At 56.2% G+C, this 12,489-nt stretch carries 10 protein-coding genes; 7 read left to right on the top strand and 3 right to left on the bottom strand.

The genetic code is table 11. From position 1 onward, the window contains the following. Positions 1 to 27 precede the first annotated feature (27 nt). Positions 28 to 780 (bottom strand): L,D-transpeptidase family protein, encoded by a 753-nt coding sequence (locus EDB95_RS10485; RefSeq protein ID WP_246073587.1) that lies wholly within the window; start codon positions 778 to 780, stop codon positions 28 to 30. A gap of 184 nt (positions 781 to 964) precedes the next feature. Between EDB95_RS10485 and EDB95_RS10480 the strand changes: the two genes are divergently transcribed. After that, the gene (locus EDB95_RS10480; RefSeq protein ID WP_133993358.1) at positions 965 to 2,245 is read left to right on the top strand and encodes a sugar MFS transporter; all 1,281 of its coding nucleotides are present in this window, start codon (positions 965 to 967) and stop codon (positions 2,243 to 2,245) included. On the opposite strand, the gene EDB95_RS10475 is transcribed toward EDB95_RS10480, so the two are convergent. Beyond that, positions 2,235 to 2,534 carry a YciI family protein gene (locus EDB95_RS10475; RefSeq protein ID WP_133993356.1) on the bottom strand — a complete coding sequence of 100 codons (300 nt, stop codon included), beginning with the start codon at positions 2,532 to 2,534 and terminating at the stop codon, positions 2,235 to 2,237. The two genes, EDB95_RS10480 and EDB95_RS10475, sit on opposite strands and share 11 nt — an antisense overlap. 92 nt (positions 2,535 to 2,626) lie before the next feature. Here EDB95_RS10475 and aqpZ point away from each other — a divergent pair, with 92 nt between their 5' ends. Both aqpZ and EDB95_RS10465 read left to right on the top strand, forming a co-directional pair. Next, positions 2,627 to 3,325 carry an aquaporin Z gene (aqpZ, locus tag EDB95_RS10470; RefSeq protein ID WP_133993354.1) on the top strand — a complete coding sequence of 233 codons (699 nt, stop codon included), beginning with the start codon at positions 2,627 to 2,629 and terminating at the stop codon, positions 3,323 to 3,325. Positions 3,326 to 3,528: 203 nt separating this feature from the next. Then, positions 3,529 to 4,440 carry a hypothetical protein gene (locus EDB95_RS10465; protein WP_133993351.1) on the top strand — a complete coding sequence of 304 codons (912 nt, stop codon included), beginning with the start codon at positions 3,529 to 3,531 and terminating at the stop codon, positions 4,438 to 4,440. Between the two features lie 17 nt (positions 4,441 to 4,457). Here EDB95_RS10465 and hppD read toward each other — a convergent pair whose 3' ends face one another. Further along, a complete protein-coding gene (hppD, locus tag EDB95_RS10460) occupies positions 4,458 to 5,588 on the bottom strand; it encodes a 4-hydroxyphenylpyruvate dioxygenase (RefSeq protein ID WP_133993349.1) in 1,131 nt (376 codons plus the stop codon). Positions 5,589 to 5,780: 192 nt separating this feature from the next. Here hppD and EDB95_RS10455 point away from each other — a divergent pair, with 192 nt between their 5' ends. From EDB95_RS10455 to EDB95_RS10440, 4 genes are all read left to right on the top strand, one after another. Further along, complete coding sequence (locus EDB95_RS10455; protein ID WP_133993347.1) at positions 5,781 to 6,902, top strand: 5-(carboxyamino)imidazole ribonucleotide synthase; 1,122 nt, start codon at positions 5,781 to 5,783, stop codon at positions 6,900 to 6,902. A gap of 138 nt (positions 6,903 to 7,040) precedes the next feature. Then, positions 7,041 to 8,102 carry an efflux RND transporter periplasmic adaptor subunit gene (locus EDB95_RS10450; protein ID WP_246073585.1) on the top strand — a complete coding sequence of 354 codons (1,062 nt, stop codon included), beginning with the start codon at positions 7,041 to 7,043 and terminating at the stop codon, positions 8,100 to 8,102. Positions 8,103 to 8,104: 2 nt separating this feature from the next. Next, the gene (locus EDB95_RS10445; protein ID WP_133993345.1) at positions 8,105 to 11,182 is read left to right on the top strand and encodes an efflux RND transporter permease subunit; all 3,078 of its coding nucleotides are present in this window, start codon (positions 8,105 to 8,107) and stop codon (positions 11,180 to 11,182) included. Further along, positions 11,179 to 12,486: a TolC family protein gene (locus tag EDB95_RS10440; protein ID WP_133993343.1), complete on the top strand. Its 1,308-nt coding sequence runs from the start codon at positions 11,179 to 11,181 to the stop codon at positions 12,484 to 12,486. Before EDB95_RS10445 ends, EDB95_RS10440 begins: the two co-directional genes overlap by 4 nt. The last annotated feature ends 3 nt before the right edge of the window (positions 12,487 to 12,489 follow it).

The following is a 12,489-nucleotide window of genomic DNA, read 5'->3' as shown; positions in this document are numbered from 1 at the left end:
CTATGTTACCCTTCGGGTTACGTCCCACTATTTAATCACGTAGTCCCCCCGGCTGTCGACAGCAATCACCGGCAGACGGTGGTGTTCCTCGAAATAGTCGAAGGACGACCGCAATTGTTCGTTGAACCTGGCCCAGTCCTTATCGTCCCGGATCTGGTTTTTGAGAAAGGCCGCGGAGTTTTCCAGGTTATAACGGATGGGGAAAATATGCACCGGGATATAGTCCTGCCCTTCTTGCCGGGAAATCGCGGCCAGCATATACACCTCCTCTATCTGGTTGTCTAAGATGGGGATACAGCCGACCGACACACAGGAACCGTGGATATAAATGTCACCCCCGAGGTCCGACGCCCCACTTTTCAGCCGGTCCGAAAGGTTCGGGTAGTCCAGGCCCAGCGCCAGGTGGTAGTTGCTGTTGGGATTAAAACCGTTGATGTAGTAAAAGCCTTCGGGCACCTGCATGTCTCCCTGGCGGCGTTTGGGGCCCATCTTGCCCGAAGTCCGGCACACCTTGTACACCTTGAACAAACGGAACGTATCCTGTATGTCGTTTTTGACCCACACCTCCAGCTCCTTCTCGTACTTGAAGGAACGCATGTAGATATACTTGGCGGGCCATTGGAGCCCCTTGGCTTCGAACTGTTTACGCAATGTATCTTCCCCACCCTTGATCAGCGGGGCCAGGCGGGCATTGGTGGATTGGATACCGACATACGTCTGTGCGTGGGAGTAGGAGACGACCAGCAGGAAGAACAGGATTTGGATGGACACGAACTTCACCGAAACATCAATTTAGCTTATCAACGAAGGTAACTAGAAAAATATTTTCCGGGTAGCGCACTTAACCGTGAAATCATATATCGTAAATTCCGCATATCACTTGATGTTTCGCGCAACCGTTTGATCCACAATTAGTCGTTCCCGGCATTACAAAATCCGCTAATTTCGTCACTCACTTGACGACATGAGTATATCTTCATCCAACCGCACCGGCTACGCGCTGTTTATCATCGGCGTCCTGTTTTTCATCTTTGGTTTTGTGACCTGGCTCAACGGAACACTGATCCCGTTCCTCAAACTCGCCTGCCAGTTGCACACCGACCTCCAGGCTTTCTTTGTGACCTTTGCGTTTTATATCGCCTACTTTTTCCTGGCGATACCCAGCGCGCTCATCCTTGAAAAGACCGGCTACAAAAACGGGATGGCCCTGGGGCTGGTCGTCATGGCGCTGGGATCCCTGGTTTTTGTTCCGGCCGCCCAGCTGCGCAGCTTCCCGCTTTTCCTGATCGGCCTGTTTGTACAGGGCACCGGTCTTTCGCTTTTGCAAACTGCATCCAATCCCTACATAAGCATCCTCGGCCCCCTGGACAGCGCCGCCAAACGCATGAGCATCATGGGTATCTGTAACAAGGTCGCCGGCGTGCTCAGTCCCCTGATCGTCGGCGCGATTGTTCTCAAAAATGCCTCCAGCCTGGAAGGACAGATCCATGCCGCGACCGATCCCACGCAAAAGGAAGCCTTGCTGTCCGCCCTGGCCGCCCGCGTCATCGTCCCCTACCTCGTCATGGCGGGTATCCTGATCCTGCTGGCGATCATGATCAAAGCTTCTTCCCTCCCGGAAATTCAAACTGAAAAATCCGTTGGTGGGGCATCTTCCGAAAAAACAAGCGTCTTTCAATATCCCCACCTGTTGTTGGGTGTCCTTTGCATCTTCGTGTACGTGGGCGTCGAAGTACTGGCGGGTGACGGCATCGGCACCTTTGGCAAGGCCCTCGGCATCAGCCTGGATAAAACCAAATACTTCACCACCTTCACCCTCGCGGCTATGCTGGTGGGTTATGTCATCGGCATCATCACCATCCCGCGCTACCTCAGCCAGTCGACGGCCCTAAGGATATGCGCCATTTCAGGGCTTGCCTTTAGTGTAGGGATCCTCACCACCACCGGCTATACCGCCATCACGTTTATCGCCCTGCTGGGCCTGTCCAATTCCCTGATGTGGCCTGCCATCTGGCCCCTTGCCCTGGAAGGTCTTGGCCGTTTCACCAAGATCGCCTCGGCCCTGCTGGTTATGGGCATTGCCGGCGGCGCGTTGCTCCCCCTGCTCTACGGCGGTCTTAAAGACAACGCCCATGTCTTCAACAACCTCGCCTATTGCATCTGCCTTATCCCCTGTTACGCCTATATCCTGTACTTTGCCCTCGGCGGTCACAACGTCGGGAAACCAGTACTCGTCACGGCATAGCGGTCCGCACCCGCATCGGGTGCACCTCGTACCTGTTCATTCCGTTCGCGGGGTCGGCGCCGATCAGTTCCTTCAACTGCTCTTCGCTGTCCACGGCAAGGATTCCTATCCCGTACACACCCGCCGGGTCCGCGACCGGCCCCATGACCAGCATCGTCCCCCCCGCCACGTGGGGGGCCCAATACTCCACGTGCTGCTGCATGACGGCCCGCTCTTCCGGTGTCATATCCAGGGCAAAGGAGGCCCTTGGCGGGTGAAGCTTCAGAAAAAAGTACATTTTGGTTGACATGATAGATGATTTGCTTATTTTGGCAATACTAACGGCGGAGCGCCGTCGCAGCAACGCCATCGGCCTGATTATTCACACCAAAAAGATAACCAATGAAACCCTCTCTTTTCCAAAAATGTCTCGCTGAATTTTTCGGGACCCTCGTTCTTGTCCTCATGGGTTGCGGCAGTGCCGTCCTCGCGGGCAGCCACGTCGGCTTCCTGGGGATCGCCTTTGCGTTTGGCCTCTCCGTCGTCGGTATGGCCTACGCCATCGGCCACATCTCCGGCTGCCACATCAACCCCGCCATCACCATTTCCATGTGGGTCACCCGTAAACTCCCCGCGGCCGATACCCTGGGCTACGTCGTTGCCCAAATCGCCGGCGGCATCGTCGGCGCCGGCATCCTCTACGTCATCGCCTCCGGCCATGCCGACTACAGCCTTGCCACCAACGGCCTCGGCCAAAACGGTGTAGGCGACGGCTCCCCCGACCACTACCCCCTGGCGAGCGGTCTGATCGCCGAAGTCGTCTTCACGTGCATCTTCCTGCTCGTCGTCCACGGGAGCACCAGCAAAAACAACACCACCCCCATTGCCGGTCTTGGCATCGGGCTTACCCTTACCCTCATCCACATCGTCGGGATCCCCGTTACCGGGGTCTCCGTCAATCCGGCGCGCAGCATCGGGCCGGCCCTTTTTGTAGGGGGGGAGGCGCTGAAAGATCTTTGGGTATTTATTGTGGCGCCAATTGCAGGAGGGATCCTTGGGGGGATTATTTGGAAGATGGTGGATACGTGGAAGAAGGTGTAATCACCCTATCTTTCTACACGCGCGGCCATGCCCTTTGCAAATTGCATTGGGCGCGGCCGCGGTGCTTTTAACGGGACTTTAACTGTGCTATAAGCCGCCTTATATTTCCATATATTTCTACTAGATAGTCTATATTCCTAACGGGTCTTAATCCGCGCCCGCAGAGGCATACAAGCGATTGACTGCGCTTGTAGATTTGCTTCATGGAAAAGAACGATGACGCCCTTTGGAAGGCGCTTTTGGAGGAGGTATTCGACGATCTGTTGCGATTTGTTTTCCCGAATGCCGATGCGGTTTATGATATGGACCGCGGATTTACTTATCTGGACAAGGAGCTTACCGAACTGGAGCCCGAACCAGGGAAAGGACCCGATACTCGTTTCGTGGATAAGCTGGTCAAAGCCTATACCCGGGACGGGGGAGAAGAGTGGATGCTCATACACGCCGAAATACAGGGATATTCGGGTGAGCGGGCTTTTTTCCCAGAGCGGATGTACCAGTATCAATACCGGATATACGATCGCTTCCGGAAACCCATTACGGCCATCGCGATTTTTACAGGAACTGACGGTAAATTGATACCTGATCGGTTCAGCTATCGTCTTCAGGGCACATACCTTTTGTATAGATACAATACCTTTTGTATCACTGACCCGACGGACGAGGAATTGAAGGCAAGCGACAATCCTTTTGCACTGGTAGTTTTAGCAGCTCGGGAAGCGTTGAGGAGCAAGAAAATTCCTGAAATAGAATTACTTAACCGCAAGTTGATGGTAGCCAGGTTGTTGTTGGGTAAAACCCACATCTCTCACCGAAAAATCGGGTCAATATTGTTCTTTCTTCGAAATATTATTGTCCCTCAAAATTCTGAATATTGTTGTATCTTCGACCAACAAATCAATTCAATCACCGGTAAATCCAACACCATGGGATTTTTTGAAGTACTTGCAGAGATAAGGGCTGAAGAAGCCACGGAAAAGCAAAAGACGCTTTTCGTTCGCAATCTGCTGAATGCAAAGACCTTTTCACACGAAGAAATCGCGTCACTCGCTGACGTCTCCCTCGAATTCATCGAAGAGGTCCGGGAAAAAATGAAAAGCGGGCAGAAAGTCTAGCCCGCTTTTCCACAACCTTATAAATTCCCCCGCAACTCCTGCTCCCTTTCAATCGCCTCGAAGAGCGCCTTAAAATTCCCCTTCCCAAAGCTCTTCGCTCCCTTTCGTTGGATAATCTCAAAGAACAGTGTTGGCCGGTCTTCGACGGGCTTGGTAAAGATTTGCAGTAAGTAGCCTTCGTCGTCGCGGTCGACGAGGATCCCGAGCTCGCGGAGGGGGTCGATGGACTCGTCTATTGTGCCGACGCGGGCGAGGAGGTCGTCGTAGTAGCTGGTGGGCACCTGGAGGAACTCGACGCCCCGGCTGCGGAGGTCGCGGACGGTGGTGACGATGTCGGCGGTGGCAAGGGCGACGTGTTGAACGCCTTCGCCCTTGTAGAATTCGAGGTATTCTTCGACCTGGGATTTCTTTTTGCCTTCGGCGGGTTCGTTGATGGGAAATTTCACGAAGCCGTTGCCGTTGCTCATGACCTTGCTCATGAGGGCGGAGTATTCGGTGGAAATGTCTTTGTCGTCAAAGCTGAGGATGTTGCGGAAACCCATGACGTCTTCGTAGAATTTCACCCAGGTGTTCATCTGGTTCCAGCCTACGTTGCCGACACAGTGGTCGACATAGAGCAGGCCGGTGGAGTTGCTTTGGAAGTGTGGGGTGTTCCAGGCACGATAGCCGGGCATAAAGGCGCCGGTGTAGTCTTTGCGTTCGACGAAGAGGTGGACGGTGTCTCCGTAGGTGTGGATACCGGAAAGGACCAATACACCGTGTTCATCTTTTAAAACCGTGGGCTCCATAAAGGAGCGCCCCCCGCGGGTGGTGGTTTCTTTCCAGGCGGACGTGGCGTCGTCTACGCGGAGGGCGAGGCATTTGACGCCGTCGCCGTGGAGGCGGATGTGATCGGCGATGGGCCCTTCATCTGCGAGCGGGGTGGTAAAGACAAAGGTGAGCTTGTTTTGACGGACGGCATAGCTGGCGCGGTTGCGGGCGCCGGTTTCGGGCCCGGCATAAGCGAGGGGCTGGAAGCCAAAAGCGGTTCTATAGAAATGGGCGGCCTGTTTGGCGTTGCCTACATAAAATTCAACGTAATCGGTACCCTGAAGGGGAAGGAAATCCGTGGAAACCACGGGCACGGCCTTGATGGCAGTAGCGGACATGCGAAAAAATTTTTGTGGAAAATGATAACAAAAAAACAAGACGGGTGTAGGAAAACCGGTCTAGGCTGCATCCATGGCGAGGGCTTCCATGAGCAGGCAATATACGATGCGTTTATCGTCGAAAACCTTATGGGCGTAGTCGGGTAGCATCTCCCCCAAAGATACTATCTTCACACCCAATAAACGAATCGTATGCAGAAAGTGGGCATCCTTGGCGGAGGGCAATTGGGTAGAATGCTGTTGCAAGCCGCGGCCAATTATCCCGTCATCACCTATGTCCTTGAAAACGATCCGCATTGTCCCGCTGCTCACCTTTGTCACCACTTCGTACAAGGGGACATCCGGGACTACGATACGGTATACCACTTTGGCAAACAAGTGGATACGGTGACCATCGAGATCGAATCGGTGAACGTGGACGCATTGGAGCGTCTGGAAGCGGAAGGCGTGAAAGTCTATCCCAAGCCGTCGGCGCTCCGCATCATCAAAAACAAGGTTCAACAAAAGCTTTTTTATAAGGACAAAGAGATCCCCACCGCGCCCTTCGTAATTCTCGAAAACCGCGAAGCATTGCGGGCGCACCTGGGGGAACTGCCGGCCGTCCAAAAGATCGGGGAAGGCGGGTATGACGGGCGGGGTGTACACATCCTTCATGGGCCCGAGGACCTGGAACAGGGTTTTGACGCGCCTTCGGTGTTGGAAAAACTGATCCCTATCAAAAAGGAGCTCTCCGTCATCGTCGCGACCAACGGGCACGGGGAAAATGCGATCTATCCCGCCACCGAAATGGTGTTTCACCCGGAGCTCAACTTGTTGGACTACCAGCTTTGCCCGGCCGACATTCCCCGTGAAACTTTGTGGAAGGCGGAGGCCATGGCCATGATGGTAGTCAAGGGGCTCGCCTCGCCGGGCATCTTTGCGGTGGAGCTTTTCGTGGACGCCAGGGGAGATGTATGGGTAAACGAAACCGCCCCCCGCGTCCACAACAGCGGTCACCACACCATAGAAGCCGCTTACTCCTCCCAATTCGACATGTTGTGGCGGTTAATGCTGGGGTATCCCCTGGGAAACCCGGAGATCCGTCAGCCGTCGGCGTTGCTCAACGTCGTGGGCGCCGAAGGCTTTGAAGGCGACGCCCGGTACGAGGGTTTGGACGATATTTTGAAGATGGCCAATACTTTTGTTCACCTCTACGGCAAGAAGACCACCAAGCCGGGGCGCAAGATGGGGCACATCACCCTCATCGGGAAGGACCGCCAGGAGCTCGTTTATCAGGCCGGCGTGATCAAGAAATTGTTCCGCGTGATCGCGTAAAGGGGACGCGCATGATCGCGCGCGAACCTTTCCAGTCATCCCCCCAAAAGACCAATTATCGAATTCCCTGCCGTTTAGCTGGGGGAACCGGCGTTGATTGCATCCGATTAAGCCTTTCATTCACTAACAAACATCCGGATGCAATTGTTTTGCAGCCCATCCTTTTTGCCGGTGATGGGTATTTGTGTGCTCCTTTCGATCACGGCCTGCCAGGAAACAAAAGCGAAGAAGACCGAAAGCACGACGCCCATTGTCGATGTGATCATTGCCAGGAACCAATCCATGACGAATCCCGTCGAGGCAAGCGGGACGGTGGTGGCCAACCAGTCGGTATCGCTTCAACCGGAAACGTCGGGGCGGCTGATCTACCTCGACGTGCCCGAGGGCAGGGTGGTGCAGGCGGGCACGGTCATCGCGCGCATCAACGACTCGGACCTGATCGCACAAAAGAACAAGACGCAACTATTGCTGGACCTGGCGGTGCAGACGCGGGAACGTTTGTCGAAGCTGCTTGCGATCAACGGGATTAACCAGACCACCTACGATACAATGACCAACCAGGTCAACAGCCTGCGTTCGGACCTTGATTATTACAATGCGATGATCGAAAAAACGATCGTTCGCGCGCCGTTTACGGGTGTGCTGGGGCTGCGGCAGGTGAGCCTTGGCGCGTATCTGTCGCCGGCGAGCGTCATCGCTACCTTGCAGCAAACGGACAGCCTCCGGATCGACTTTACCATACCGGATCAATATGCAAGCGTGCTCCATAAGGGGGGGACCGTTACGGTGGTGACGGACGGGCTGACACCGGTACGGGAAAAAGCGGTCATCCTTGCCGTGGAACCCCAGGTGAACGTGACGACGCGCAACATCACCGCCCGCGCGCTGCTCGTACACAGCCGCGCGAACATCGGGGCCTTTGCAAAGGTCTTTGTAGACGGGGGCGGGGACAGACAAGCCATCATGATTCCTACCAGCGCCCTTATCCCCGATGACCGCAACAACGATGTTGTGACCGTGAAAAATGGCAAGTCCGTGTATGTGGGGGTGACCACGGGTATCCGCCAGGCCAACCTCGTCGAGATCACGGGAGGCTTGCAGCCGGGGGATTCCGTCGTCGTGTCGGGCATTATGTTTACCCAGGTGAACGGACCCGTATCGGTCAGAAGCATTACCACCCTGGACGCCTTCAAGCAATAAACATGAACATCTCGGAACTTTCCCTCAAACGTCCCGTCCTGGCCACCGTCATGAACATCATGATTGTTCTTTTCGGGGTAGTGGGGTACACCTTCCTGGCCGTGCGGGACTATCCCAATATCGACCCGCCCGTGATCACAGTACAAACCTCGTATACGGGGGCGAACGCGGACGTGATCGAGAACCAGGTCACCGAACCCCTGGAAAAACAAATCTCCGGTGTCCCGGGCATCAAAACGATCTCTTCTTCCAGCGCCCTGAACACCAGCAACATCACCATCGAGTTCAACTTAGGTGTCAACCTGGAGGCGGCGGCGAGCGACATCCGCGACAAGGTCAGTCAGGCCACGCAAAGCCTGCCCGCCAACATCGATGCGCCCCCGGTCGTCAGCAAGGCGGATGCCAACAGCGACTTTATACTTTTGCTGGCCGTACAAAGCCGGACGAAGGGCCTTATGGAGCTCAGCCAATACGCCGAAAACGTCCTCCAGCAAAACCTCCAGACGATCAACGACGTCAGCTCGGTCTATATTTTCGGGGACAAGACGTATGCCATGCGCATCTGGCTCAACCCGGACAAGATGCGGGCCTACAACGTGTCCTTTACGGACATCAGCACGGCCATCAACAACGAGAACTCCGACCTGCCACCAGGGAAAATCTATGGCAACAACACCGAGGTGATCATCCACAGCCTGGTCCGGCTGACCACGGAGGACCAATTCCGCAGCGTGATCATCCGCCAGGACAGCGCGGGCATCATCCGCCTGGGAGACGTGGCCCGGGTGGAACTGGGCCCCCAGATAGAAGAACAGCAGTGGAAACTCAACGGGGGCTTTGGCGTCGGTCTTGTGTTGACCCCGCAACCGGGTGCCAACATCATCGCCATTGCGGACGAGTTTAAAAAACGCGTGGCCCAGATCGAACAATCCGCCGGCTCCAAGGACATACAGCTCAAGCTGCTGGTGGACAATACCCTCATCATCAAACACTCGCTGGACGAGGTCAAGGAAACCCTGTTGATCGCGTTCGCGCTTGTCGTGTTGGTGATTTACTTTTTTTTCCGCAACTGGCTGATCGCCCTGCGGCCGTTGATCGACATCCCGATTTCGCTGATCGCCACTTTCTTTGTCATGTATGTCGCCGGCTTTACCATCAACATCCTGACCCTGCTCGGCATCGTGCTGGCGACCGGGCTGGTGGTGGACGATGGGATTGTGGTGACGGAAAACATCTTCAGGAAACTGGAGGAGGGCATGCCCATCCGCAAAGCCGCCCTGGAAGGAAGCAGGGAAATCTTTTTCGCGGTTATATCGACGTCCATCACCCTGGCCATCGTTTTCCTGCCCGTCATCTTCCTCTCCGGTTTCGTGGGAAGCCTGTTCCGCGAATTCGGCGTCGTGGTCGCCGCAGCCGTGTTGATCTCCGCCTTTGTATCGCTGACGATCACCCCCGTCCTGAACGTCTACCTGACGCGTAAGCATTCCGGGCACGGGAAATTTTACGAACGCACCGAGCCCTTTTTCGAGGGTATGGAGAACGGCTACAGACGCCTGCTGACGGCCTTTATGAAGGTCCGCTGGCTGGCCTTCGTCATCATCGGGATTTGCGGAGCCATGATCTGGTACGCAGAGACCCACCTTCAAAGCGAAATCGCCCCCCTGGAAGACCGGGGGTCCATCCGCTTTACCATCACCGGGCCGGAAGGCGCGAGCTACTCTGCGATGTGTGGTATCTGCGACCGTTTTACGAACTACCTCCTGGACTCGCTGCCCGAGAAACAGTATGCCTATTTTTCCGAACCCGGGGGCGGAAGTTCGGCGATCAACGGCGGCTATGCCCGCCTGGGTTTGGTGGATCCCACCGAAAGGAAACGGAGCGAAGCCGAGATCGCGGCCGACTTGTCCGGCAAGTTGTCCCGCTTTAACGACGCGCGCATCTTCGCCATCCAGGAACAAACCATCGCGGTGGGCTCCAGCTCCCGGACCGGGCTACCCGTCCAGTTCGTCCTCCAGAACCTGAACCTGGAGAAGCTCCGGGAAGCGCTTCCGAAATTCCTGGCGGAGGCGCAGAAAGACAAGACGTTTGCAGGTGTGGACGTCAACCTCAAATTCAACAAACCCGAGGTGCAGCTGACCATCGACCGGATCAGGGAAAAAGACCTGGGTCTTTCCTCCGCCGACGTCCTGAGCGCCGTTCAGTCGGCGTATGCAGGAGGAAGGCTGGCATACTTCATCATGGATGGAGAACAGTATTATGTCATCAGCCAGGTCGAGCGGTCCAACCGGGACCAGCCCGCGGACATCTCCAACCTCTATGTGAAGAACAGCCGGGGTGACCAGATCCCGCTCAGTGCCGTGGTCCACCTCCAGGAAAGCAGCAGCCCCGCCACCTTGTATCACTTCAACCGGTATAAGTCCGCCACGATTCAGGCCTCCCTGGCCGAGGGCAAGACCATAGGCGATGGGGTAAAAGCCATGCAGGCCATCGCCTCCAGGGTCCTGGACAATACCTTCCAGACATCCCTGTACGGGCCGTCCAGGGACTATGCCGAAAGTTCGTCCAACACCAGCTTTGCCTTTATGCTCGCCCTGATCCTGATCTACCTGGTGCTGAGCGCGCAGTTTGAAAGTTTTCTCGACCCCTTTACCATCATGCTCACCGTGCCGCTAGCGCTCGCGGGTGCGTTGATGAGCCTGCTGGTGTTCCACCAGACCCTGAACATCTTTTCGGAGATCGGGATGATCATGCTCGTAGGCCTGGTGACCAAGAACGGCATCCTCATCGTGGAATTCGCCAACCAGAAACGGGAACGGGCCGCCAAGTCCAAAATGGAGGGCGTCATCGAAGCCGCCACCCAACGGCTCCGGCCCATCCTCATGACAAGCCTGGCCACGTCCCTCGGGGCGTTACCGATCGCCCTCAGCCTCGGCGCCGCGTCCACCAGCCGCGTCCCCCTGGGGATCGTTGTCGTGGGCGGGGTCATGTTTTCCCTGGTGCTGACATTGTTCGTTATTCCTGCCGTGTATACCTATATTTCCAGCGAACACAAAGGACATAAAACTGTTGTTACAGAATGATACGCCGCATACTATATTGCGTCGCGCTCGGGGGGGGCCTTTTGCCTTCCGGTCTGCACGCCCAGGACCTCACCCTGCGCCAGGCCCTGGACATCGCCCTGGCCAACAACCTCGGTATCCGGGTCGCCCGGAACGGCGTGGCCGCCGCCACCATCAACAACAGCTATGGCGTCGCCGGCGGTCTTCCCCAGGTCAGCATCACCGGTAGCGACATAGAACAGACGGTCGACATCCGCCAGAAATATGCCACCGCCGCCGACAACTCCAGCCGGAACGGTGCTACCTCCAACAGCCTGTCGGGCGGTCTCAACGCCTCCCTGCTGTTGTACAACGGCGAGCGCGTCGTTTATACCAAACGCGCGCTGAACCAGGCCGAGATCCAAAGCAAAGACATCCTCAGCTCCCGGGCGCTGGCGCTGGCCTACAATGTCATGCTCAAATACTATGACGTCGTCCGTCAGCAGAGCTATGCCCTCACCCTTCAGCGATCGATCGACGCTTCCCGGGAGCGCCTGAACATCATCCGGACCGAACTTTCGCTGGGCATGGCCAACAACGCCGACCTCTTCCAGTCGCAGGTCGACCTCAACACCCAGCTCCAAAACCTCAAGGCCCAGCAGCTCGTCATCGACCAGGACAAGACCGACCTGCTCACGCTGCTGACCCTGAGCCCGGACTCCGTGGTCAGCGTGCGGGATACCATCATCGTGGACAGCACGCTCCAGCTCAAAAGTGTGTTGGCCACCGTGGCACAAAACCCCGACATTGCCGCCGCCAACGACCAAATCACGATCAACCAGTTTGTTGCCCGCGAGACAAACGCCCTCCGTTATCCTTCCCTGACGGTAAACATCGGGTACAACCTCAGCCGCACCCAAAACTCCGGGGGCTTTAGCCTGCTCAACGCCCAGTACGGGCCGTTTATCGGCCTGGGGGTGAACATCCCGATCTTCAACGGCTTTATCTATAAAAAACAGGCCCAGGTGGCCGACATCAACGTCTCCACGGCCCGCCTCCTGCGGGACACCCTCACGCTGGCGTATACCGCCGGGGCCGTCAAAAACTACCAGGCCTATACCAACACTTTGGAACAGCTCACCATGGCCCGGGACAACTACCAGCTCGCCGGTCAGCTCCTGGACCTTGTGATGCAAAGGTTCGGGGTCAGGCAGGCCACCATCGTGGATGTGCGGAATGCGCAGGACAGCTATGAGAATGCGGGGTATCAACTGGTCAACCTCGCGTATGCCGCCAAGGTCGCCGAGATCAACCTCAAACGGTACGCGAATACCCTTAAATTCTAGCGG

Origin of the sequence: Dinghuibacter silviterrae (genome assembly GCF_004366355.1) — a bacterium.
GTDB lineage: Bacteria > Bacteroidota > Bacteroidia > Chitinophagales > Chitinophagaceae > Dinghuibacter > Dinghuibacter silviterrae.
This window is presented reverse-complemented; position numbering and strand designations above follow the sequence as displayed.